Source organism: Paenibacillus sp. OK076 (assembly GCF_900110055.1).
Lineage (GTDB): Bacteria > Bacillota > Bacilli > Paenibacillales > Paenibacillaceae > Paenibacillus.
Genome location: NZ_FOCH01000001.1, coordinates 2,107,699 through 2,132,717 on the forward strand (window position 1 = coordinate 2,107,699; position 25,019 = coordinate 2,132,717).

At 45.3% G+C, this 25,019-nt stretch carries 16 protein-coding genes; 11 read left to right on the forward strand and 5 right to left on the reverse strand.

Going from position 1 to position 25,019, the window contains the following annotated elements:
- Positions 1-415 precede the first annotated feature (415 nt).
- From BMY78_RS09530 to BMY78_RS09540, 3 genes are all read left to right on the forward strand, one after another.
- Positions 416-1,003, forward strand: a complete 588-nt coding sequence (locus tag BMY78_RS09530) for a TetR/AcrR family transcriptional regulator (protein WP_090897234.1) — start codon at positions 416-418, stop codon at positions 1,001-1,003.
- A gap of 62 nt (positions 1,004-1,065) precedes the next feature.
- Entirely contained in the window at positions 1,066-2,547 is a 1,482-nt protein-coding gene (locus BMY78_RS09535; RefSeq protein ID WP_090902243.1) for a DHA2 family efflux MFS transporter permease subunit, read from the forward strand.
- A 274-nt stretch (positions 2,548-2,821) separates the two neighbouring features.
- The gene (locus tag BMY78_RS09540) at positions 2,822-3,475 is read left to right on the forward strand and encodes a serine/threonine-protein kinase (RefSeq protein ID WP_090897237.1); all 654 of its coding nucleotides are present in this window, start codon (positions 2,822-2,824) and stop codon (positions 3,473-3,475) included.
- Positions 3,476-3,595: 120 nt separating this feature from the next.
- Here BMY78_RS09540 and BMY78_RS09545 read toward each other — a convergent pair whose 3' ends face one another.
- Positions 3,596-4,540 (reverse strand): alpha/beta fold hydrolase, encoded by a 945-nt coding sequence (locus BMY78_RS09545; protein ID WP_244192935.1) that lies wholly within the window; start codon positions 4,538-4,540, stop codon positions 3,596-3,598.
- A 322-nt stretch (positions 4,541-4,862) separates the two neighbouring features.
- Between BMY78_RS09545 and BMY78_RS09550 the strand changes: the two genes are divergently transcribed.
- Complete coding sequence (locus BMY78_RS09550; RefSeq protein WP_090897245.1) at positions 4,863-5,834, forward strand: MBL fold metallo-hydrolase; 972 nt, start codon at positions 4,863-4,865, stop codon at positions 5,832-5,834.
- A gap of 64 nt (positions 5,835-5,898) precedes the next feature.
- Here the strand turns inward: BMY78_RS09550 and BMY78_RS09555 are convergent, their stop codons facing one another.
- Positions 5,899-6,480 carry a LysE family transporter gene (locus tag BMY78_RS09555; protein WP_090897248.1) on the reverse strand — a complete coding sequence of 194 codons (582 nt, stop codon included), beginning with the start codon at positions 6,478-6,480 and terminating at the stop codon, positions 5,899-5,901.
- Positions 6,481-6,613: 133 nt separating this feature from the next.
- Between BMY78_RS09555 and BMY78_RS09560 the strand changes: the two genes are divergently transcribed.
- The gene (locus tag BMY78_RS09560; RefSeq protein ID WP_076288336.1) at positions 6,614-7,168 is read left to right on the forward strand and encodes a helix-turn-helix domain-containing protein; all 555 of its coding nucleotides are present in this window, start codon (positions 6,614-6,616) and stop codon (positions 7,166-7,168) included.
- A 98-nt stretch (positions 7,169-7,266) separates the two neighbouring features.
- Here BMY78_RS09560 and BMY78_RS09565 read toward each other — a convergent pair whose 3' ends face one another.
- The gene (locus BMY78_RS09565; RefSeq protein WP_090897251.1) at positions 7,267-9,681 is read right to left on the reverse strand and encodes an arabinan endo-1,5-alpha-L-arabinosidase AbnB; all 2,415 of its coding nucleotides are present in this window, start codon (positions 9,679-9,681) and stop codon (positions 7,267-7,269) included.
- 387 nt (positions 9,682-10,068) lie between these two features.
- Between BMY78_RS09565 and BMY78_RS09570 the strand changes: the two genes are divergently transcribed.
- The 6 genes from BMY78_RS09570 to BMY78_RS09595 all read left to right on the forward strand — a co-directional run bounded on the left by BMY78_RS09570 (position 10,069) and on the right by BMY78_RS09595 (position 21,350).
- Entirely contained in the window at positions 10,069-13,926 is a 3,858-nt protein-coding gene (locus BMY78_RS09570) for an alpha-L-arabinofuranosidase C-terminal domain-containing protein (protein WP_090897254.1), read from the forward strand.
- A 357-nt stretch (positions 13,927-14,283) separates the two neighbouring features.
- The gene (locus BMY78_RS09575; RefSeq protein WP_090897259.1) at positions 14,284-15,189 is read left to right on the forward strand and encodes an ABC transporter permease; all 906 of its coding nucleotides are present in this window, start codon (positions 14,284-14,286) and stop codon (positions 15,187-15,189) included.
- 15 nt (positions 15,190-15,204) lie between these two features.
- Positions 15,205-16,095 (forward strand): carbohydrate ABC transporter permease, encoded by an 891-nt coding sequence (locus BMY78_RS09580; RefSeq protein WP_090897262.1) that lies wholly within the window; start codon positions 15,205-15,207, stop codon positions 16,093-16,095.
- A 76-nt stretch (positions 16,096-16,171) separates the two neighbouring features.
- Positions 16,172-17,923 (forward strand): sensor histidine kinase, encoded by a 1,752-nt coding sequence (locus BMY78_RS09585; RefSeq protein ID WP_090902245.1) that lies wholly within the window; start codon positions 16,172-16,174, stop codon positions 17,921-17,923.
- A 4-nt stretch (positions 17,924-17,927) separates the two neighbouring features.
- The gene (locus tag BMY78_RS09590; protein ID WP_090897267.1) at positions 17,928-19,598 is read left to right on the forward strand and encodes a response regulator; all 1,671 of its coding nucleotides are present in this window, start codon (positions 17,928-17,930) and stop codon (positions 19,596-19,598) included.
- Between the two features lie 108 nt (positions 19,599-19,706).
- The gene (locus tag BMY78_RS09595; protein WP_090897272.1) at positions 19,707-21,350 is read left to right on the forward strand and encodes an extracellular solute-binding protein; all 1,644 of its coding nucleotides are present in this window, start codon (positions 19,707-19,709) and stop codon (positions 21,348-21,350) included.
- A gap of 90 nt (positions 21,351-21,440) precedes the next feature.
- On the opposite strand, the gene BMY78_RS09600 is transcribed toward BMY78_RS09595, so the two are convergent.
- On the reverse strand, positions 21,441-23,051 hold the full coding sequence (locus BMY78_RS09600; protein WP_090897276.1) for a response regulator: 1,611 nt from the start codon (positions 23,049-23,051) through the stop codon (positions 21,441-21,443).
- Positions 23,032-24,783: a sensor histidine kinase gene (locus tag BMY78_RS09605; protein WP_256222032.1), complete on the reverse strand. Its 1,752-nt coding sequence runs from the start codon at positions 24,781-24,783 to the stop codon at positions 23,032-23,034. The genes BMY78_RS09600 and BMY78_RS09605 overlap by 20 nt, the downstream gene beginning before the upstream one ends.
- Between the last annotated feature and the right edge of the window lie 236 nt (positions 24,784-25,019).

Genomic DNA, 25,019 nt, shown 5'->3' on the forward strand with positions numbered 1-25,019 from the left:
TATAAAATCCTGCTGGTAGTTAATGAATATCCTTGGATGAGTATCGTTGCAGCATTCACAGTATTCTGATTTTCAATTTTAATTGAAACGGTCTGGGTAGGCCTTACCCCGTACAGGACTATTATCAATAGGGCCAGTAAGCAAGACTGCCAAATTTTCTCACTCCTTTTCTCACAATGGAATTAAGTGTAATTCACACTGATGTATGTTTATTCGGATATGTTGAAAAGTTCACTGTTTTCACAGATCTGAGTGCAAAAAAGGCGATAATGAGAAAAAAATAGTTATACATATAGAAACTAATATGAAAATGCTTTCATGCGAATCAGCCTAAATAATAGGGTTGACACTAGTTTTCGAAACGGTTTTAATTATATAGACCGATTGTTATAATTCATTTAAGGATGTGGCTTTATTGAGTGAAAAGTCTAATGCTAGAGAACTCATCGTCAGCACAGCAGCCAGACTGTTTTTTTCACAAGGATATCATGCGACCGGTCTAAATCAGATTATTAAGGAGAGCAGTACGCCAAAAGGCTCGTTATATCATTATTTCCCACATGGCAAGGAAGAGCTCGCTCACGAGTGCATTCAAAAAGCCAATGAAAACATTCTGCAGAAGTTTGAAGAAGTGTTTGCTGCTCATGATAATACGGGGGATGCGATTCAGCAATTTATTCATGACTTGGCGATTGAAACGGAAGCGGCAGGTTTTACAGGTTTTCTTCCATTTAGTTTCTGGGCTGCCGTGGAAACCTCATGCATCAGTCATCAATTGCGAATTGCCTGTCAGGACGTATTTGCCGGATGGCAGCGTATCATTACGAAACATCTGATTTTGGATGGCATAGGTGAAAAGAAAGCACAAGAGATGGGACTACTCGTCATTTCCTTAATGGAGGGCGCGTTGATTATCAGCTTGACCAACCAGGACAAACAGCCCTTGCTGACGGCTGCTGATTATTTGTCCGTTGTGGCGAAGAATGCAAAAGAGAAGCAATAGCTTCGTAAAGAGAAATAGAAATCGTCAGATCGTTTGAGGAGGATGGGATCGTGGAGGCTTCCATGAAGGCTGGTTCTGTACAGGATCAACAAGAAACAAAACAATATAAAGTATTTCCGATTTTATTCGCCATGCTACTTAGCGGTTTTATTGGTCTGTTCGGTGAAACAGCACTAAATGTGGCATTGACACCGCTTATGGGCTTGCTCGAAGTGGGACCAACGACCATTCAATGGTTAACAACAGGTTATTTGCTCGTTTTGGGTATTTTGGTGCCGGTTTCCGGTATGCTGTTACAATGGTTTTCAACGAGACAGTTGTTCACAACTTCTCTGATTTTTTCGATTGCAGGAACGCTAGTTGCTGCTATTGCACCGAGCTTTGAAATTCTGTTGGTGGCGCGGGTATTGCAGGCTGTAGGTACGGCTCTGTTACTGCCACTAATGTTCAACACCATATTGGTTATCTTCCCGATTGAAAAACGTGGCGCTGCCATGGGATTGATCGGTTTGGTTATTATGTTTGCACCAGCAAGTGGTCCGAGTATTTCGGGTCTGATTCTGGCCAATCTGAGCTGGCACTGGATTTTCTGGATCTCCTTGCCGTTCTTCATTATTTCATTGGTATGCGGCTTGCTGTTCTTACCGAATATTTCGAATTTGACCAAGCCCAAAATTGATGTTCTTTCCATTGTACTTTCCACACTTGGTTTTGGTGGCATCGTGTACGGATTCAGTAGTGCAGGAGGACATGGGGATAGTGGCGGTGGCTGGACCAGTCCTATCGTTGTAGCCACATTGGTTATCGGAGTATTATCTTTGCTGCTGTTCAGCATCCGTCAATTGCGAATGAAACAGCCGATGATGGATCTGCGGGCGTTCAAATATCCAATGTTTACAATCGGCTTGATTCTGATCTTCCTTTGTATGATGATGATGTTGTCATCCATGCTGATCCTGCCGATGTATCTGCAACAAGGTATGGCGGTAACGGCACTGACTGCCGGTCTGGTACTGCTGCCAGGCAGCTTGCTGAATGGATTCTTGTCCCCGGTTATGGGACGCCTGTTTGACAAATTCGGTCCGAAGTGGCTTGTGATTATCGGTCTTGCGATCGTAACTGTTGTACTCTTCATGTACACAGGAATTACTCCAACTACGACTCTGAGCAAAATTATTACGCTGCATGTGTTTATGATGATCGGTATTTCAATGATCATGATGCCTGCACAAACCAACGGCTTGAATCAATTGCCACCTGCATTTTATCCTCACGGAACGGCGATCATGAATACATTGCAGCAGGTATCGGGAGCTATTGGTACAGCTGTTGCGGTAAGTATACTGAGCGCAGGTCAGACCCGCTTCTTGAGCGGTGTGACAGACCCTGAGAGTCCAGAAAATCAGTTGGCAGGTTTCACATCCGGTGTACAAAATGCATTTGTTTTCGCACTGGTTCTTGCTGTCATTGGACTGATCATTTCGATCTTTGTGAAACGAGTGAAGGTCGGTGCTCAGCAGGGACAACAAGGTCCTATGCATTAATTGAAAGCCATATATGAAATGAAACGATGCTCTCTCTACAACAGGAGGGCATCGTTTTTTTGTACCTTGACATGAAACGGGTTCCAACCATTAGAGTGAAAATAAACCTGCTAGGTGGATAGAAAAAATCTTGATGATGAAAGCAAATAGTTCATGTTCTGGCGAAATAGTATATGTTCATATGAAATTTTAAAGATAATATAGAGAGTAGATTAATAATAACGGATAGAAGAAAACGTTTTAGAATATATTTTATAATCAAGGAGACGTCTTTATGAGAATTGTTAAATCTGTACCTGCGAATATTGAACATCTGCTAGATCGCTATGAGAAAAATGGTCATCTGACCATGCAAGCTTCGCTAATGGGAAAACAGTCGGTAGTCTATCGTTTACAAGAATACTGCCTTAAGGTGTATACACCTCGTGGAAAAGTGGATGGAGAATTGGAGTGTGAGGCGCTCTTGTCATTGCAAAACAACCCTCATGTTCCTGAATTGTATGCGTACGCTTCTGGGAATTTTGTGCTTACAGAATGGATTGAAGGATTCAATCTGAGCGAGTATCGTGCAACGTACGGACACATACCGCACAATCTGATATATGATCTGTTTTCAACAGAACTTCAACAGATTCAGGCAGGTTATCGTGATTGGGACGTCATTCGATATGAAAATTTGTTATGGACTGCAACAGGGGAGGTCAAGCGAACTGATTTTTGGCTATGTGAACCTGTCAGTTGTATGCGGTTGCGGGAGCGATTACAACATAATATCATTCGGAAAATTGAGCGGATTTACAGCGGCGATGAAACTGATCTGGAGGAGGTCGTGCATTATTTTGATCGACACGGTCTTACGACCACGGAGGTCCAAGAGGCCTTAGCACATTTCAGATCGCATACACCGAGAATGGCCTTAGCACAATAACGATTTTAACGAAATAAAAACCCTAACGATTACCCGAATCGTTAGGGTTTTATGTTGAAAAAATGGTATTGCTTTTTTAACGTTTCCTTGTACTGCTTATTCAATGTTGGTTCAGGGAGTCTATTTCTTGACCAGTTCCAATATTTCATTGGCAACAAGATCCGGGTGATATTGATGAATATAATGCTCGGTATCCTTAACAGTTACATGTTTGGAGTGTTCCGACCAGGATGTAAATTCAGCCTGCGTTTTATCCCATTCTGGTTCACTTGCTCCGAAGTAATCTGCGGTCAGTATGGTAAGCGGAAACGGGAAGGGCTTTTTGTTATCAACGACAACTTTGGCATTGGCAGACATTTCACGTAACTCATCCACCGTGTTCGCATTCCCATAGTTGTGCAACAGCGCAGTGGTATCCAATTTCTTCAGATTATCGGGCACAAGTTTCAGCTCATTACGATTGGCATTGGAGGCTTCCACAACAGCGTCAGACTGTAAACTCAAACGAAGCAAACCGGTTTTGATCCGGAATTGGTTCATGAAGCCACCAATCACACTTGCCGTATCGCTAGTGTCATTGGCGTAATGTTCTGGACTTCCACCATCAATCATGACAATACCTTGTACTTCATCCGGATATTTTTGCGCAAACCGGAGCGTTTCCAACGAGCCGAGGGAGTGCCCCACCAGAACGTATGGCGGTTTTTGCCCAGATACCTCTAATAACTCGTGCAATTCATCGGCCACAGTATCGACATCACGTTTTTTGTCGGTCCTATCGCTATAACCGTATCCAAAGCGATCATATACAGCGAATTTTGTATTGGGAGCGAGCTTTTCATATAATGGATAATAATCCACATAGGGATTAGCAGTACCCCAGCCGGAGGCAAGTACTACAGTTACATCACCTTCTCCACCAGTGTATAAATGCATATTGTCACCATGTACCTTGTACAGCTTTCCAGGAGGGACAAGTATTTTTGCGTCCTCTCTCGCACCCACTTGTTGGTAGATGAGACCGGTACTCAGGAGCAATAGAACGATCACGAGGTCAAATATCAAAAATTTAACGAATCTCTTGCGCCACTTTTTCATGTTCTCTCACATACTCTCTGTTGTATTTTCTCTATCATATATGCCCAATCTTATTGGAGAGAAAACAGAGTCTTAATTCCACCTTAATTATTTTTTTTAATAGTTATTAGTGATATAGTCCTGTGGAGATGCTCGTCGGTGGGCTTTAAATCTTCGACGTTCAACCTCTTCAAGGCAAATTGATTATAAACGAGCAATGATTTAATATAAAGGCTAATATTACTCCTGTTTTACTCAAGATTGAATTATTGCTTGAATGACTGATTATAGAGAACAGAAGGTATGAATAATGACAAAATACGAAAATCAGGTACCGACATCGGCAAGTATGAGCTTCAGCTCCCTTGTGAGCATGTTGAAAGATTCCATGCGGAGAAGTATAGAGCGAAGACCTGCGGGTGATATTCCTGTGGAGAAATATGAACCAGCGGAATCGCTGCATGTATCCGATCATCCACAGGTGACATGGTTCGGTCATTCCGCATTTTTGCTTGAGATTGAAGGACACAGATTGCTCTTTGATCCGATGCTGGGCAACCGTCCATCTCCTGTATCCTGGGCGGGTACGAAACGATACAGCACTAACCTGCCGATTCAACCCGAGGACTTTCCAGCCTTGGATGCAATCATTATATCGCATGACCACTATGATCATCTGGACTATTCCTCCATCCGCAGATTGAAAAATAAAACGCAGCGATTTATCGTCCCCCTTGGCGTGCGTCGAAGACTGATTCAACTGGGTGTGCCCTCGGAACAGATTACCGAACATAACTGGTGGGATGAGCTATCCTTCAAAGGTTTGACATTAGCCTGCACGCCGGCGCGACATTTCTCGGGCAGGGGGTTGTTGGACCGCAATTCGACACTATGGTGTTCGTGGGTTATTGCTGGACAAGAAACGAAGGTTTTCTTTAGCGGCGACAGCGGATACGGTCCTCATTTTAAGGAGATCGGCAGTAAGTATGGACCCTTTGACCTGACCCTGATGGAATGTGGACAATATGATGAGCGTTGGTCCAACATTCATATGATGCCGGAAGAAACGGTACAGGCACACTTGGATGTAAGGGGAGGGCTGCTCATTCCGATTCATTGGGCCGCATTTACGCTTGCTTATCATGCCTGGAACGAGCCGGTTGAACGGATCACCAAGGCTGCACATGCCTTGAATGTCTCCATTGCAACGCCCAAAATCGGTGAGAAGGTTGTACTGCATATGGGAGCTTACCCAAGCCAACCGTGGTGGAGATCAAACTAGGTAATTTGAAATAAATAAAATAGCGTCCAACTCATGAGAGGGGAGGACGCTTTTTCTCTTGCATTTATTTTAAAATGGATAAAGCGCTATAGATGAGCAAAACACCCATCACGATATTAAAAGGACGCTCATATTTCAATAAAAAGCTCTGAAATAACATACCGCATAACCCCCAAGTCATATTAGCACTAATACCAATGATCGTTAGAAGTAACGAAAATACGATCATATGAACATGAGAGTCTCCGAGAGGCATAACAAATACCGAGATGGCCGTAAGACCATACAGAATGACTTTAGGGTTGATGAATTGCAGGGTGAAGCCAAAGAGAAACGTAAAACGATTGACCTTTGGATCTTTGGCATTCACAGGTTTACTGCGCATGATTTTGATCGCCAAATAGATCATGTATACACATCCCAATACGTTCAGGGCAGGTTTGATCCTAGGGATGTATTGATGCAGAATAAGGTTGAAATAACTGGACAGAAACATAATAAGCAGGCAGCCAGCTGCTACACCGGCAATAAACGGAAGTATTTTCTTGAATCCTTCGTTTCTTGCGTGCGTCATGGCGATGATGTTGTTGGGACCCGGAGTGAATGAAGCCACAATTGCGTAAGTCAGTAACGGTAAGATATTCATAAGTCCTCCACATTTCATTCTTCTTGTATGTTATATTTAAATGGAATGTACGTTATAACGCACGTTCTTTATAATTGTACAATATGTACGCTATATAGCACAATATAATTTTTTAAACAGAGGTGACTTAATATTGAAAAACATTAATGTTGTTCTGGCACAGAATTTGAAGCAGCTCAGGGAACAAAGAAAGCTTAGTCTGGACAAGGTTGCCGAGATGTCGGGAATCAGCAAGACGATGCTTGGTCAGATTGAAAGGGGTGAATCCAACCCTACAATTGCGACAGTCTGGAAAATTGCAAACGGCCTGAAAATTTCTTTTACCGCCTTGATCCACGAGCCGAAGTCGGATACTACAGTTGTAACTGGCAGTGATATTCAAGCATTGATGGAGGATGAGGGGAAGATTCGCATTTATCCGCATTTTACCTTCGAAGAGGGGCGGCGTTTTGAAATGTACATGATGGAAATGGATGAAGAGTCTTCTTTGAATGCTGAACCGCATATAGAAGGGGCAGAGGAATTTATTACGGTTTTTGAAGGAGAAGTAACGATTCGGGTTGGGGAGGAGGATTATACGGTAAAACAAGGGGAGTCGATTCGTTTTCGCGCGGATAAGGCTCATGGCTATAAAAATTCGGGAGCCTCTGCGAATAAATTAAGCATGGTCATTCATTATTCAAAGTGAAATGAAATAAAACGCCAATACAACAGTCTGTGAATTCGACCGATAGATTGGCGTTTTTGTTATTTCAAATCAATTCCATGCGTAAGGCTTTGAATAAATTAAGGCTTTTCTTTTGCCAGACGCTGAATTTCTGTAGAGGTTAACGCTTTATCATATACTTTTACGTTATCCATTGAGCCTTTATAGAAAGGATCGGCTGTATAGCGGCTTTTGCCCAAATAAGCTTCCGTCACTTGCAGATCCTTCGGGTTAAACGTGATTTCCGTGCTGCTTGCTACAGCTTTTCCATTCACGTACAACGTGCCGGTATTTCCCTGAAGGGTAACAGCGACATGCATCCATTGATTGGAGGGCAGCGGTTCAGCAGCAATCAGGCTCTGATCCCGTCCCTGATTATGAATGGTGAATTGCAGAGCTCCGGTATGCTGAGCGGGAGTAAGGAACATATGTCGGGTCAGGCCATTTCCAAAGTCGAAAATTCGCTGCCAGGCTCCGCCGCCACTCCAGTTGACCCATGCACTAAAGGTAAAATCGTTCGTATCGGTAATGATTCCGGGCAGCTGGATGTAGCTGTCGGTTCCATTAAAAGCAGCAGCCTGATTCTTGCTGCTAATAGCAGAAGTCACCACATTAAAGGCTTGTCCATGATATTTATTTTTGCTGAAATCCTGTGCGATTTTGGCAAGTTTCTTTTGTTCAAAAGTATATTCTCCAAGCAAAGGACTAACCGCTTGCTGTGGAATGATAACGTTAAACGATTTGGAGCTTACCGCACTACCTTTGCGAATCGTTGCCGTTAATGCCACCTTGGCATCTCCCTTACCCGTGCGAGGACGATTCACTACTCCGGTAGCGGACAGCGCAGAGGTGTTGGAGGATTTCCACGTAATCTCTGCATCACGAGTTCCCTTGATCGGGAGGGACAGGTTGAAGAATACGTTCCCTGTGTCGCCGATACTCAGATCCTTTTTCACCGCATTGACAATATCCTGATCCTTCATTGCAGCCATCTGACTTCCCCAGATTGCCACGCCAGAGGAGGAGAGAGCGCTAAAGGTCAGAACCGCCTTTTGGGAATCTGGCTCCCATTCATGCGTGAAGACACCTTTATACACAACATTATTCGATGTGATTTGCACCTGATTGTCTGCTTCAAGACTCCATGTTCCTGTCACCGCACCACTAATCTGCCCATCTGCTGTGAACTGAACAGTCTGTGAAGATTTGATCTCGGCCGTGATTTCCTTCCCGTGATTTACCCATTTGTACTGACCAGCAACCTCCTGGGTTGTCAGTTCGGCAGTGTTTTCTTCTAGTGCCGCATAGCGGTAAGGAGAAACGACAGGCCATCCTTCCGAGTTCATATGCATCTCATGTACGCGTACTTCATGCTCTTCTCCGCGTCCTGGAAAGCGGGAATGGAAGATCAGAAATTGTTTTCCCGTTTCAGCGTCAACATAAGCGGAGTTATGTCCTGGTGATACATAGCCGATACCTTGACCTGTGCCTGGGTCACCGATCTGTCTTTGAAACAGGAAGTTCCCCAGCAATTTGACGCCAAAAGGCTCGATCGAGCGGTCATCAAACAAGGGTTTGTCCTTGTCCGCCTTGACGTTGATCATATCGTTTCCTTCAGCATCGAGGAAAGGGCCGTCAGGTGTTTTGGAGCGAGCTACCCGAATATTATATCCCCCGTCAGCACCCAATCCGCCATAGGACAGATACAGATAATAATAGTCGGTTTCGGGACTATAGAGCATATAAGGTGCTTCAATTCGGCTGTGATTGCCTCCAGTCAGTTTTTTGCCATAACCCTGATTAGGGAGTGGTTTCCCCGTCGTTTCGTCCATCTCCAGGATGAAAATCCCCCCGGAATAGGAACCGTATACCATCCAGAGCTTGCCGTTTTTATCGAAAAATACATCGGGATCGACCACATTCGGATGTATGGTTGCATCATATATGGTGCCATCCTCACTGATCTCATCCCACATGCCGGATTTGAGCAGAATACCCTGATCCTTATAAGGCCCCTCAATGTTGTCTGCCACAGCAACGCCTAACGCAGAGCGGGGAGAGTCCCCTTTGCACGCATTATAGTACATATAGAATTTGCCATCCGCCAACTGGATGACATCTGCTGCCCATAACGTATCCGTCTGCGCCCATTGCAGGGCTTCAGCGAATTCCTTGGTTACATTAGGGACAACAGGGTTGTCATCCGTAACTCCGGATGCGACCGAATCCCAATTCATCAAATCCTTGGACTTTGCCACTTGAAGATGTGAACCAAAAATATAAAAGGTATCACCCACCTTAATAACGGAAGGGTCATGAACGGAAACATTCCTGAATGCTGGAACCGCATTTTCAATGGATGTGGAAACTTGCGGGCTGGAACTGATTGCCCCCGGACTGTCCGCGAATACGGAGACAGGAGCCAAAGCTGTTGTCGTAAGTAGTGCAGAGCTCAGTAAAGAAATGTGAAGTACGCTTACCCAATAACGTTTCATACGTTTCCCCTTTCCCAATACCTGAAATGAAAAATAACCCTATGCATTGCCGTAAACGTTATTTGGTCGGGCAGCCCTCCTTTGGGTTCTCATCAATTATCAAGCGCTTTCATTTGATATATTATCAATCAATTTATATGTTTGTAAACCATAAATATCAGGGTTAGAGTGACTTTAAGATGGAAAGGGAGATAGGCAAAAGGTCGATGTATTCGAAATAATTCCTATCATACAAAGGATTTTTGTGATTTTGGGATTGAAATCTTTACGCGGAATAAGATACTATACGATTAGATCATGTGTTTATAAATTTATTAATCAATTTATATTTATACGAATTAAAGAAGACTTACCTACGATAATTTATGCTACATAGGAGGAATGAACATGACTACATTTCATAATCAACTAATTGCACACTACAAGTTTGAAGATGCAGCCGACATTGGCAAGGATAGTTCAGGGAACGGGCACGTTGGAGCTGCTGCAGGAGAGAAATCGCCCCACATTTCTGAAGTGAATGGCAGATGGGCGGTGACTTTTACCGGAGGATCGAACGGAACATCCTATTTGGAGCTGCCTTCGAATTTACTGCAAAATGTAAGCGACAACACTGGAGTGACGGTTGCAGCATGGGTCCATTTGGGCAAGGGATCAAATGTGTGGGAGCGGATTTTCGACTTCGGTAAAGGCGAGAAGGGTCCCTATTTATTTCTGACTCGTCAGATGCGAGGCACGTTATATGCAGGCGATGATCTGGTTGTAGACCCGGGACGCGGATTTGCCAGTGGGGAATGGATGCATATTGCTTTGTCCGTAGCTGGCAGTCAGGGCGGCACACGCAGCAGTGCGGGTCCCATTGTATATGTGAATGGTGAGAAGGTGGCTGACGGTTCCATCAGTCAGACATCCAGTGGCAATTATGCCAAGCTGCGCAGATGGTTTGATTCGTTCGTAGAGCCAGCGAATTATAGCCGCAATTATATTGGACGCTCTCAGTATGCGGCAGATGTGGACTTTGCAGGCTCGCTGTCCGATTTTCGGATTTATCAGGCCGCTCTGTCCATGGATGAAGTGATCGAAGTCATGTGCGAGTCCCTGACGGATGAAGAGATCGTGAAGCTGGCAGGAGATAAATATTTGTCTGCTCCAGCCCGGATTATTACCAAAGACGTGTCATTGCCTGTAGTTTTGCTGGGGGGCAAGGTAAACGTTCAATGGAACTCAAGTCAGCCAGAAGTTCTGTCAGCGAATGGAGCAGTTCAACCCCTGAGCTCAGCACAGGAGATTCGTTTGAACGCACTTTTAACCAAAGGTGGGAATACGCTGAACAAAAGTTTTGATGTGTCCGTTGTGCCAGAACATCTTCCGCCTTATACCGTTACAATCCATGGGGACCAGCATGTGGCGGATATTAGTGAAGTGATGTACGGCCTGTTCTACGAGGATATCAACAATGCAGCAGATGGGGGAATCTATGCGGAGTTAGTTCAGAACCGTTCGTTCGAATCCTTTGCATTCGATACGTACTCGCATGACTCTGGCGAATGTGGTTGTTCGACAGGCCGGAACCGTGATCCTTTGTTTGCCTGGTCAGGGGATACCGAGAAAATGATCGTACAGCATACCGATGGAATAAACACTCATCTTAACGTAGAAGACCCGGAAGTGAACGCTTATTATGTAACGGTTCAGACGGGTGCGACCATTCGAAATCGCGGATTCTCGGATTCCAATCAGCATTGTGCCATGTCCATCCAGAAAGGGGAAGCATATGATTTTACCGTCTGGGCCAAGGCAGTATCCGCGGGGACGATTACGATTCAATTGCAGGACAGTAACGGTGAAGCTATCAGTGATTCAGTTACGCTGCAAGTTGAGGACGGTAACACATGGAAGAAGTACGGGATTGACTATTCCGATACCCGCGTCCTTGTAGCCCATGCCGAGATCAGCGGTCATGCAAGTGGCAGCCATGTGTTGACTCATCCCAATTCTTCACATAGCTATAGCCCCCATTCAAAAGTGACCCTGACCGGGACGGAGACCGCGCTGGGGCAATTGGCACTTACCTTTGAAGGAGACATTTCCATCGACATGGTGTCGTTGATTCCTCAGAATGTATGGGGAGCCGATCCGAAAGAGCAGGGTGTATCCGCTTCAGCACATGCCAACTACACCGGGAATCCGAACTATCGACTCCGGAAAGATCTGGTTCAGGCCCTTGTCGATCTGCATCCGAAGTTTCTGCGTTTTCCGGGGGGCTGTATTTCCGAAGGTTCGTTCATTTGGGACAATGTGTATGACTGGAAGGATTCGGTTGGAGCGGTGGAGCTCCGCAAAGAGAACTATAACGTCTGGGGTTACATGATGACGATGGGTCTCGGCTATATGGAGTATTTCCAACTGGCAGAAGATTTGAATGCTGCTCCGGTTCCGGTCATGGCCTGTGGCGTTCTGTGCCAGGCTCGTTCAGATTACGCACACCCGGCGGGTGGCGCTTTGAGGGATTACTATATCCGAAACTTTACAGACCTGATCGATTTCGCGCTCAGCACGGATATTGAACATAACGAATGGGCTGCCATTCGAAGCAGCATGGGACATCCTGAACCATTCGATCTGCGTTATCTTGGCGTAGGTAATGAGAACTGGGGAACCGAATTTTTTGCCAACTTTGAAGTATTCAAGACGTCAATTGATGAGTATATGAAACGTAATTATCCTGATCATGAGCTTCATATCATTTCGACAGTTGGGGCCCAAGCAGACGATGATGCGTACCAGCAGGGCTGGAAATTCCTGAGCGGCAATCTGACCGGATCAGCTCAGGTGGCTTTTGCAGATGGCAAAGAGGTCATCGAGGAGACGGTCACTTGGTATGAGAATCAGGACAACTATATGGATACCATTGCGGATGAGCACTACTATCGCTCCAATGACTATTTGCTGAACAACGTGGACCGTTACAACTATTATGAGCGGGCTTATCATGAAGACGGCAGTATGGATTGGACAGAGACATCCAAGGTATTTGTGGGAGAATATGCATCCACGGACAAAAATACACTGGCAGGTGCGATCGCAGAAGCGGCGGTCATGACCGGCTTTGAAAATAATGCGGATGTTGTTCGCCTGGCTGCCTATGCACCGCTGTTCAATAAAGTACTGACGGACGGCACCTATCGCTGGACGCCAGACTGCATCTGGTTTGATGATGAAACGGTGTGGTATACACCGAATTATTATGTGCAGCAACTATTTGCCAAGTATGTGGGTGAACAGGTGCTGGGCACTTCATTTTCAACGTACAGCAAGGGTCAACCGATAGCACTCATTTCACGTGGAGGCATCGAGATTGCGACAGGCAATGCGGACATTGTGGTGAAACGGATTACGGTCACATCGAACCAGGATGGCAGCGTGCTGTTTACAGAAGATTTCAGGGAGCGGACAGCTCTGAATGAGGCGTGGAATTGGATTCCGGGATCGGCAGGATATACGCTGGAGACGGGAAAAGGACTGATTTTAAAAGCGCAGTCAAGCGGTCTGAATGGGTTATATCTACTGAATGATGAATGGTCGAATTATAAAGTGGAAGTCGAGGCGGAGCGCATAGCGGGTGAGGATGGCTTCACCATCGGTGTGGGATTGACGGATATATCACCTGAGAAAAAGGATGCCATCGAGTACGCAATTGGATATGGCGGCAATGCAACGGGAGTCAAAGTATATAAACAAGGTGTAGAAGGATACACACTCGGTGATTATTCTTCCAGTTCCGCGGCGGGTAATCTCCGGGCAGCTAATTATGAACCGCTGGAGAACGATACGAATTATACGATTACGGTCAATTATGGTGGTGACACAGGGAAGAATCTGATCTGCTCGTATACCGATGGTCACACGACCAGCCGAATTCTGGATTACAAGCTGGAAGCGTACAACCGGGACGTATTTCACTCCGTTACGAGGGATGCGCAGCATGTGTATGTGAAGCTGGTGAACGCAGACGGGGTGGACAAAGCAACCCGAATTTGCCTTCAGAATCTGAGCGTTACCTCTGTTGCGAAATGGATAACACTTGGCGGAAATGAAGAATTGCTACATGTGCCTAATGTGAACCAGAAGAATGATGAGAAAATTGTTCCACAAGAACAAGTGATACATCTGCAGGAGGATTCGGTTGTTTTGCAGCTTCCTGCTCATTCGGTCAATGTACTGGTTATGGATGTCCAGAACTAATTATATAAGTTGAACCAGTATTTTTCACGCAAAGTCACTACGTGGTCAGAACCATCTTCCGATCGCTGTTATCCCCAGATTTTTTTGAATCCCTTATTTAAAAGGGGAAATCCGGTGATAAAGGCGAACGCTTCGCTTCTCCAGATTCCTTCTGACCTCTCCGTTATCGTGTAAATGTCTAGTACAAATTATATAGTTAATATCTCAATAATAACCTGATGCAGCCTTAGAACCGCGATACTCGCGGTTTTTTGGTGTTTCGGGAAGAGAGTCAACAAAAGATACCTAAAGTAAATAGCCTACACTATTGCCGATTCCTGACGGATTCTATAATGAATTTGAAGGAGGAGACAGCTTATGCGTTCCAACTACAAACAATTTATACGAAACGTGCCGCTTCATCTCATGATATTGCCTGGACTGATCATCATTATTGTATTCGGTTACATTCCGATGGCGGGACTCTCCATTGCCTTTCAGAATTTCTCTCCCATTGCCGGATTCAAAAATATGAACTGGGTCGGCCTGGACAATTTCAGGTATCTGTTTGATCTGCCGGGGTTCGGACAGGTCGTATGGAATACCGTATTTATTTCCGTGATGAAGATTGTGTCCGGTTTGGTCATTCCGGTACTTGTGGCCCTGCTCCTGAACGAGGTGCGCAGAACAGGCTTTAAACGAACGATTCAGACGGTTATCTATATGCCGCATTTCTTCTCCTGGGTCATTTTGGCTGGAATCATTGTGGATGTATTATCCCCCAGTACCGGGATCGTCAATATGCTGCTTAAGGCGATAGGGGTTGAACCTGTTCAATTCCTGGCCAGTAACGAATGGTTTCCTTACATACTCGTCATTACGGACCAATGGAAAGAATTCGGATTTGGCACGATTATATATTTGGCCGCCCTGACAAACATTGATAAATCCCTGTACGAAGCATCTGTAATGGATGGAGCAGGAAGATGGAAGCAGACCTGGCATATTACGCTTCCTGGCATTCGTCCCATCGTGATTCTAATGGTTACACTGAGTCTGGGTAACGTGCTTAACGGTGGTTTTGACCAAGTGTTCAACCTCTACAATCCGCTCGTCTATGAATCCGGAGACATTCTGGATACGATGATTTATCGGATCGGTCTGCAGGATGCACAATATTCGGTCTCAACCGCATTAGGTCTCATTAAGTCAGTCGTTTCGTTTATCTTTATCGGGCTGGGTTATTTCCTCGCCTATCGATTAGCCAATTATCGGATTTTCTAGAAAGGAGGCAAGAACATGCATCACGCTTCGAGAGCCTATCGTTGGTTTCTGGGGATGAATTATGTCATCCTGACCCTTCTTGCCTTGCTGTGCCTGTTTCCCATTGTGAATATTCTGGCAATTTCTTTTAGCTCGAGTGATGCAGTCAAGGCGGGGAGTGTCACATTCTGGCCGGTGGACTTCACCTTGTCTTCGTATAAATACATTCTCGAAAATCAGCAGTTTCTAAATTCATTCGGTACAAGTCTTCTCCGTGTTGTACTCGGAGTTGCGACCAACCTGATTTTCACGATTCTTGTAGCCTATCCGCTTTCCAAAGAGGCAGCGAAGTTTCGTTCAAGAACGTTCTATGCGTGGATTTTTGTCTTTACCATGCTGTTCAGTGGTGGATTGATTCCGGGTTATCTAGTTGTTAAGGAAGCAGGTCTGTTGGATTCGATCTGGGCCCTGATTTTACCGGGAGCGGTTCCGATCTTTAATGTATTGCTTATGCTGAATTTCTTCCGGGGTTTGCCGAAGGAGCTGGAAGAGGCGGCTTGGATGGATGGAGCAGGCCATTTCCGCACACTATGGAGCATTTACCTTCCTATTTCATTGCCCAGTATTGCAACCATCACATTGTTTGCCATGGTGGGGCACTGGAACGCTTGGTTTGACGGCATGATCTATATGAAAAGTCCGGAAGGTTATCCACTAGCCACGTATCTGCAATCGATGCTCCAGCAAGTGACGATGATTCAGAGTGAGATGATGACCCTGGAGGATGCAACCCTGTTAAGTCAGGTGTCGGACAGAACGACCCAGGCGTCCCAAATCTTTTTGTCCGTTATACCCATTCTGCTCGTGTATCCGTTCCTGCAAAGGTATTTCGTTCATGGACTTGTTGTCGGTAGTGTAAAGGGATAAGATCGATGGAGGAAAACCAATGGGAGGAGCCGATTTCCGGCTCCTTTTCGCCGTTGAGGACAGGAGTGAAGGGGAAATGAGATTTGCAGTGGGTGGCTGGAAAAATGCATCCATCGTCGTCAAACTGATGATTGCCTTTGTGCTCGTCATTTTGCCCTTATATGGGATCAGCATTATGATCACGCATACCAGCTCCAAGCAAATGCAGACGGAAGTGGAGAAGGCGCATGAATCGAAGTTGTATTTCTACCACAATCATCTGCAATTTGAACTGGAGCGAATGAGTGGACTTGTTACCGAATTCTCGTTCGATGAAACGATGTCTACCCTAAGTACACGAGCTGCCATTATGAACAGATATGAAGTGACTTCCAGTCTCAATAATATCCACAACAAGCTGGGGCAGATCATGGTGACGAGTCCCTATATCAGCGATGTGGTATATTACGTTCCGGCTCTGCATAAACGGGTCAGCGCAGTGGACGGAATTCGCAATGTGGAGGATTCAGAATGGAAGGATCTGCTGGCAACTATGGGAAATCTGAATGGTGAGTTGTCTTATTCGGATAACAATCTTTATTTTCTCAAAAGCAATCCGTATAACATGAATCATGAGGAAGCGCCCAATTTTATATTAGGCATCCGCTTGTCTGCGGAAGAACTGAAGCACAGATTACAGCAGCTCGCGGAAACAGGAGGCAGTGATATTACACTGAGCTTCGGTGAGCAGCACCATGTGCTCATTTCTTCTTCGGATGAACCTGTATCGGCCGCACAATTGAAAAAGGTATCACCGGATTCAGCAGAATCCATGCAAGTGACGAGATTTCAATCCGATGCATATCTGTATTATTCGCTATATGATCCCGATCACTCGTTCACGCTGACAGCCAGCATCCCTAATGATGTGCTCCAAGCACCCCTGGAACAGTACAACCTATGGCTATGGACGTTGACGCTTATTTCCATTGTTATCATTATGATCTTCTCTTTTTCGATCTACAGGTCCATTCACAAGCCGTTATCTGTGCTCATTCGCGGGTTCAGAATGGCGGAGCAAGGTCAGACCAGTATTCATATTCCGCAATCCAGACGCGATGAATTCGGTTATTTATACTCTCGCTTCAACCACATGATAGAGCGCTTACATATTTTGATTGATGAAAATTATGTTGCCCGGATTCGAACCAGCGAGGCAGAACTCAAACATTTGCAGTCCCAGATTCAGCCTCATTTTCTATATAACAGTCTGTTCAGCATCAAGCAAATGGCCGAGGTCGAGAATGTTGAATTGATTCAGGAATTTACCGATTATTTGGGTCAATATTTCAGGTATATGTCCAGGGATTCTCATTCCGAGGTTTCGCTTGGTGAAGAAGTGGACCATGCCTTGGTCTATGCTTCCATTCAGAAAATCCGATTTGGCTCAAGAGTCCAACTGCAACTGGAGGAACTAAGCAGGGAGTATAGAGACATCACCATTCCCCGAGTCATTATTCAGCCGATTGTGGAGAACGTCTTCGAGCATGCCCTTGCCAAACGCAGTCAGGGCGGGATTCTGAAATTATCCTATCAAGTCGAACATGACAAGTTGTCCGTTCGGATAGAAGATGATGGCGATCAATTATCGGATGAAATCCTGAGCAGCCTGCAAGCATCCTTTCAAGAATCTGCGAATCAGAGACATGGGAATGAAGAGATTACGGGACTGATGAATGTGAATCAACGTTTAAGGATCAAGTTTGGGACGGGCTATGGCCTTAGTGCGCAGCGCAGTGCGTTGGGCGGTTTATGCATGATTTTAAATATTCCATGGAGACGGGAGTAATCGTATGCAGCGGATGTTAATTGTAGATGATGAACCGGTTATTTTGGATGGTCTTTATGCTTTCTTTCAAAGAGCGGATTTTCAGGATATGGAAATCATTAAGGCATACTCTGCCTTTGAAGCAATCGAGTGGTTGAATTCCGTCAAAATTGATATCGTGCTGAGCGACATCTGTATGCCCGGTATGGATGGCATGAAGCTGATCGAGAAGATTATGGATCGCTGGCCACGATGCAAAGTGCTATTGCTGACAGGTCATAACGAATTTGATTATGCACATCAAGCGATACGCAACCCTTGTGTCGTGGATTACCTGTTAAAAACAGAGGGCATGAGTCATATTCGTGCAGCGGTAGAGCGGGCCTTAACACAACTATCGGAGGAAAATGATTTCCGTTACCAGCATGCCTGGTTTCGCAGCAAGCTGCCCAGAGCGCTGCCGCAGCTACAGAGACAGTTACTGCTGGATCTCCTAAAACGAACGGAAAGGCATGATATCGCCTCGCTTCAGGAAGAATTGGATGCGGTCCAGCTACCTTTCATGTCCAACGAGCCGGTAATCCCGGTCATCATACGGGTTGAGGAGTGGAATAACTATCAATCCCAGGCGGATCGGAGTTTAATTCGCTATGCGGTTGCCAATGTTGCGGAGGAGCTGCTTCAGGATAAGGCCAAGGTCAAAGCCATTGATCTGGATTATCAGGTGATCGCCTGCTTTGTTCAGCCCAAGACGGAGCCATCGAGCTTCCATACGGGACAGCAGGAGAAGTGGGAACAGACGCTGCGTTTCGTCTATGGAACGCTGGAGTCTGTGCAGCAATCCTGTGCGGATTGTCTGAATCTCTCCGTCTCCATTATGGTGAGTGAACAGGCGGTGGAGTGGATGGAGTTAAGTCAGGCGATTGCGCAGTTACGTCTGTCGATCCATGAGGGCCCTGGACTTGGGATGGAGAAGCTTCTTCGCGTCAAGGTGCAGCATGATTCGCCGTACACTCCCAATATTTTGAATCAGCAGAGTGTTGCGATTCTTCATCTGGATCAGATCAGGCAGCTTGTTACAGCAGGTGACAGGGAGTGGATGGAGTCGTTTCACAAATGGACAGAGGCTGCAAAAGAAGGGCTTCAGGACCCATTCTTTCGAATGAAGATCTATTCAGGCGCAGGTAATGCACTGATTGAGCTTGTTCATGAACTGGGCTTGTACGAATCAGCAATGGAGGAAATTGCGCTGTCTCGAATGCTTCATTTTGACATCCATACGCCCTGGTCTGATCTGGTGGTCTTCTATCAATCGGCATATGAATGGATCATCTCCAAAAGAAGTGTTACGCGCATCCATGATCAGTCGCAGATTCTCATTACCATTCATCATTATATCAAGCACCATCTGGAGGATGACCTATCGCTAACCCGAATTGCACAGGAGGTTTCCCTCAATCCGTCATATCTGTCCCGTTGGTACAAACGTATTACTGGCAAAGGCATATCCGACTATATTCACGACCGGCGTATTGAGCGCAGCAAGGAATTACTTCTCGGCTCCACCTGCAAAATGCATGAAATATCCGCCAAGGTCGGATTTAGTGATCAGCACTATTTTTATCGTTTCTTCAAAAAAGCCACCGGCTGCACGCCGCAGGAATATCGGGATCAAAAAAAGTTAGATCAAGTCTGAAATGGTAAATCAAAGATACCAGATGTCAACGGGGTACACTCGAAGTGATAGCGCTTTCTTTATACAATCATTATATACCTCACGGGAGGAATAAAAAGGGGGATTCGCATGAACATGTCATTAAAGAAATTCGCACTGTTAACGTTAACCATGGTTCTGGCAACCACGCTTGCAGCTTGTTCATCTGGTACGGGGAATGCTGAGAATGAAGCCCAGCCGAACACACAGCAGGATGCCGGAGGTCCGCTTACGAAATATGATCCACCCATCAAATTAACTTCAACCATGAATGAAACCGGGAAAGAATCACTTGCTGAGGGCGATACACACGCCAATAACATTTGGACCAGAGGATACAAGGACGAGCTGGGCATCGATGTCACCTATGACTGGATTGTCCCGGATGCCAATTATAACGACAAAATGAACGTTACCCTGGCGAGTGGCGATTTGCCAGATGTATTGAAAGTAAGTGCTGTGCAGTTCGAGCAGCTGCATGAAGCGGGGATGCTGGAAGATTTGACAGAAGTCTATGATAAGTATGCATCCGATCTGGTCAAGGAATTTATGTCTGCTGAGGACGGAGCAGGGTTGAAGCCAGTAACCAAAGATGGCAAGATATACGCGATGGTGAGTTTTCCAGGCTCGCTGGATTCCTCGGATATGATCTGGATTCGCCAGGATTGGTTAAAGAAGGTAGGGCTTGAAGCGCCAAAATCAATGCAGGACGTCATCAAGATTGCGGAAGCCTTCACCTTTGAAGATCCGGACGGAAATGGCAAAGAGGATACGTATGGTATTGCACTCAACAAGGATTTGCCAATTAATGCGTTCCTGCTCGGTTATCATGGTTATCTCGAAACCTGGATCAAGGATGCTTCAGGTCAGGTTGTGAATGGAACCATTCAGCCTGAGGTGAAGGAAGGGTTACGCGAGCTGCAAAATCTGTATTCGAAGGGCGTTATTGATCCTGAGTTTGGAGTGAAGGATTTTACGAAGATGATGGAAGATGTGAATGCAGGCAAATCAGGCATGTTCTTCCTGCCACAATGGGCACCATTTCAGGTTAGTAGCATGATCAAGAAGGATAAGAACGTGGACTGGCTGCCTTACCCGGTTCAATCGATCGATGATCAACCTGCCAAAACGCAGAACCACCTAAGCTTGGGCGGCATATTTGCCGTACGTAAAGGTTATGAGCACCCGGAAGCATTGATCAAGCTGCTGAATTTTCAGGCAGAGAAAATGTTCGGTGAGTCAGCCAAGGAAGAACGTGCTGCGTATTTGAACGGCTTGACCGGACTTGGTTTTCATAATGCGACTGTGTCCAATCTGCCTGCCAACAAAAACGTAAAAGCACAGGATGAAGTCGAGCAGGCGCTCAAAACGGGAGATACATCCGGATTAGAGCTTGAAGCGAAGCTGTTCTACGATGATATTATGGATTACCGCAATGGCAATCTGGATAAGTGGCATATGGAACGCATTTTTGGACCGGAAAGCTCGCAGGGCGTCATTAAATATTATCGGGATAACGACCTCATTGTCATGAATGAATTTATCTACGCCCCGACCAGAACCATGAACACGAAACAGGCAACCCTGGATAAACTGCGCGCTGAGACGTTTCTGAAAATCATCTATGGCAACCTCTCCATTGACGAGTTCGATAAATTTGTTGCAAATTGGAAAAAGCTTGGTGGTGACCAGATCACTCAGGAAGTGAATGAGGTCATTAATGCAAATAAATAAGGCATAGTAAAGGTAAAGGCACATTAAAACAGCAAATGCCACTCTGCGTACGATACGCAGGGTGGCATTTTGTATTAAAAGCGAGAAAGGTCATCCGGTTTCATGAGAGCCTTCTTTCTGCTTTTTGCGATATTCATTGGGGCTGCAGCCCATTTCTTGCTTAAACAGCTTGGTAAAGTGAGAGTAGTTGGTATAACCGACATTTCCAGCAATGGTATGCACCGAATGTGCGGTGGTCTCCAGTAAGTGCCTGGCCGCCACAAGACGGGTATGAATGACATAATGGCCCAGTGATATTCCCATCTCTTTCTTGAACAGTCTTGCCAGATAATCCGGATTCAGATAGACCATCTCCCCCAGATTATTCCTCGTTAAATCTTCTCCATAATGTGTGCGTATATAATGGGTAATCTCATGTACAACCGACTTGGGCTGTTCGGCAACATTCAGATATTCCGCAGCCGTATTAACCAGGTAGGCAATATAGGATTGCATATCTTCAATAGAATGCAGAGATTGCATGAACAATTGATCATTCGTTTTGCCCATATACAGCTTGTGCACTTCGATCTCCTTACTTTTCAATTGGGCATACACAAGTTGCACCAGATCAAGACGCAGCAAACTTAGTACAGCGGTACCCACCACACCTTCACGGACCAGTTGGTGCATGTAACGACCCGTTTCATCCAGAAATGCCTGGAAGCGATTTTCATTCAACAATTGCTCCAGTAATCCCAGATCAGGTGGGGTGTAATTCAACTCGGGTCTATTATAGTTTTCCAGTAAAAAGGTTTGGTTGCGGTGTTTGATTCGTTCTTCATTCATAAGCAACAACTCGTTGATGGTATGACGAATCTGACCCAGTGGTAGAGAGAATCCGATACTACAGCAAACATCAGACTTTAGGTAATTATTAACCTCGGGGATAAACAAACCGCACATGGATTCGATCAGCTGTGCATCCGGCGCCCCGTTCCATTTTAGAATAATCATCCAGTTATGATCCTTGATTTCGATAATGGCTTCAATGGAGAACAACGTGTTCTGGAACCGCTCAACCATTACATTCAAACACGCGTAATCGAACAGGTTCTTGTCCGTCTTGCCCAGCGTATGATCGTACGGAAACAGGTTAACCAGAATAGGGAGAAACAGATCGGTTGTTTCATAAGGCAGATTTTGTTCTGTCAAAAAGGCAGAGACGTTGGCAGGGCTGGAAGGAAAAGCTTTACCGGAGATTAGCCTGCGCCAGCTGTCCTCAATCAGTTTGCTTCGGTTTTTCTGCCACAGCTCACCCTCATGAATGGCTTTCTCAATGAATTGCTGGTCGCGGGCTTTAGCAACTGCCTTTTGAATAATAAGCGTTAACTTGTCAAACTCGATTGGTTTTAGAAAATAATCAAAGCTTTGCAGCTCGATTGCTTTCTGGGCATAGTTGAAATCGGCATAGTTGGTCAGAAATATCGTCTGTACATTATGCGATTCCTCCCGGACCCATGCGAGTAATTCCAGCCCGCTACCCTGGGGCATCTCAATATCACATATGAGAATCTGTACAGGATGAGTTTGCAACACTTCCTTGGCCTGCGCAATATTGTAGGCTGTGAATATTCTATGAATCCCCAATGCCTCCCAATCAATTTTCTTTTCCAAAGCCATGACAACAAAATAATCATCATCAACCAGCAATGCATTCATGGTTTGTCACCTCTCCCGGAGTATCTGAATTCAGTATCATTTTAGGCAAGGAAAGCGTGATCCGAGCGCCACTTGCGTCGTTTGCAAACGTAATATTTGCTTCATCTCGATATAACAATTCCAAACGTTGGATGGTATTCATAATGCCGATCCGGTTGCCGCCGGTTTGTTCCAGCGCTTCTCCACGCACCAAAGCGTCAAGAACATCTGGGCTGAAGCCTGGTCCTGTATCCGAAATCTGGATGAGTACATGATCGCCACTTTCCTGTCGTTGTTCCGTCACGGATAAAGTAATACATAGTTCCCGGTCTCGAGAGACCCCATACTTGACTGCATTCTCGATGAATGTCTGTATGACGAGTGGTGGCACTGCGATGCCCGTGATCATATCTGGATGTTCAATGCGATAGGAAAAAGCATCGCGGTAACGCGACTTCTGGATATCCAGAAACGTTCTCACATGTTCAATTTCATTCTCCAGAAGAACGAAATTCTCCCCACTTTGAAAGATATATCGGAAATATCGGGACGTAGCCAGGGCCATATTCTCAATTTCCTCGTACATCTGCATCTGTGCCATACTGTACATGCTCGTCAGACAATTCAGGAAAAAGTGCGGCTTAATCTGCAATTTCATATAATCCAGTCGTATTTTTTGTTTCTCCAATTCCTGCTCGTAGCGATCGATTTTGAATCGTTTAATCTGGCCTACCAGTTCTTTAAACTGTGCATTGACCTGCTCCAGCTCCATAATCCGGCTGCTCTTGAAGTCTGTCGCTTCATCCCCTTCGTTAATACGCGCCAGATTTTTGGAGAATCGCTGAATGGGAACAAGCAAATTTCTCCTGAAAAACATGATGATTGCGCTTAACGTGGAGGTCACGATCAGAAAAAGCAGCATGATGAGCAGCTGAGCGACCATGATTTTCTCGAATGTGCCAAACTTGATGGCCATATGCACGCTGAATGCTGCATTGGAGAACTCGCTGCTGACAATATTATGAGACTGGAACAGATCGAGAAAGGAGTGTCTCTCTTCTGGTATGTGATCCCCGCCCGCAGGTCCGGAAAGTTGCAGTCCATTCTCGTCTACCAGAGAGGCGTATCCGTTGGCACCCAGATTAATTTGCTGGAGAGGGGCGATCAGTTCATCTGCGGATATTAAGGCAACAAGATAACGGTTGTAGTACGGCACAATATTGATAAGATAAGAAGTGCCGTTCACGTGAATTGGTGTCCAATGGGAATAGAACTTCTCATATACACCTTTATCCCGGGTGAGTGTAATGATCTGCTTTTTTACTTCTGAATAATCCGAATAGGAGATGCTTATTGGCGCGCAGTTGAGGAAGTATTCACTATTCTCCAAATAATAAAAGAAATTGTACGACTGCCCGTAGTTTCGCTGTAGTTCGGCGAAGAGCAAATGTAATTTCTCGTTGGCTTTCAGGAACGGAATACTGTTCACGCCATATGTATTCATGTTGTCGAGATTCTCGTCATTGGCCAGTGTCCACCCCATGAAATGATTAATGTACGCAAAATCGTGATTAATGCGGTTGATATACAGATCGGCCGCATCCTGCAAGTATTGGGTGGACTGCTGTTTGACCATGGAGATGGAAGCAATGCTGATCACGAGATCCAAGATGAGCACAACAAAAGAAATGACGAACATCATACGGATATAATGCCGGATGGGGTAGGGTTTGATCGCGTTCAGGTTTGCCATGGAACAATGCACCACTTTCTTGATTGCTTGGTTATGAATACGCTTTAATATCTCAGGAATAGTATAAAACCTTTATTTGAAAAAAACATAAAGAATTGCATCTTTTGATCCAGAAGTCCGGATTACACACACGAAAGTCTGGATAACGATATGATTTTTGTTCGTAAGCGTCTTGGTTACTTGTAAAGTTCATGGATGGAACCATAGAAGTCCGAATAACGTCCTTAGCGGTCCGG

What these genes read in the sequence shown, in the direction of transcription:
- BMY78_RS09555 (WP_090897248.1), bottom strand. Translation starts at nt 6,480, where the DNA reads ATGAATATCTTACCGTTACTGACTTACGCAATTGTGGCTTCATTCACT.
- BMY78_RS09565 (WP_090897251.1), bottom strand. Translation starts at nt 9,681, where the DNA reads ATGAAACGTTATTGGGTAAGCGTACTTCACATTTCTTTACTGAGCTCT.
- BMY78_RS09575 (WP_090897259.1), top strand. Translation starts at nt 14,284, where the DNA reads ATGCGTTCCAACTACAAACAATTTATACGAAACGTGCCGCTTCATCTC.
- BMY78_RS09550 (WP_090897245.1), top strand. Translation starts at nt 4,863, where the DNA reads ATGACAAAATACGAAAATCAGGTACCGACATCGGCAAGTATGAGCTTC.
- BMY78_RS09600 (WP_090897276.1), bottom strand. Translation starts at nt 23,051, where the DNA reads ATGAATGCATTGCTGGTTGATGATGATTATTTTGTTGTCATGGCTTTG.
- BMY78_RS09535 (WP_090902243.1), top strand. Translation starts at nt 1,066, where the DNA reads ATGAAGGCTGGTTCTGTACAGGATCAACAAGAAACAAAACAATATAAA.
- BMY78_RS09605 (WP_256222032.1), bottom strand. Translation starts at nt 24,783, where the DNA reads ATGGCAAACCTGAACGCGATCAAACCCTACCCCATCCGGCATTATATC.
- BMY78_RS09595 (WP_090897272.1), top strand. Translation starts at nt 19,707, where the DNA reads ATGAACATGTCATTAAAGAAATTCGCACTGTTAACGTTAACCATGGTT.
- BMY78_RS09540 (WP_090897237.1), top strand. Translation starts at nt 2,822, where the DNA reads ATGAGAATTGTTAAATCTGTACCTGCGAATATTGAACATCTGCTAGAT.
- BMY78_RS09580 (WP_090897262.1), top strand. Translation starts at nt 15,205, where the DNA reads ATGCATCACGCTTCGAGAGCCTATCGTTGGTTTCTGGGGATGAATTAT.
- BMY78_RS09585 (WP_090902245.1), top strand. Translation starts at nt 16,172, where the DNA reads ATGAGATTTGCAGTGGGTGGCTGGAAAAATGCATCCATCGTCGTCAAA.
- BMY78_RS09590 (WP_090897267.1), top strand. Translation starts at nt 17,928, where the DNA reads ATGCAGCGGATGTTAATTGTAGATGATGAACCGGTTATTTTGGATGGT.
- BMY78_RS09570 (WP_090897254.1), top strand. Translation starts at nt 10,069, where the DNA reads ATGACTACATTTCATAATCAACTAATTGCACACTACAAGTTTGAAGAT.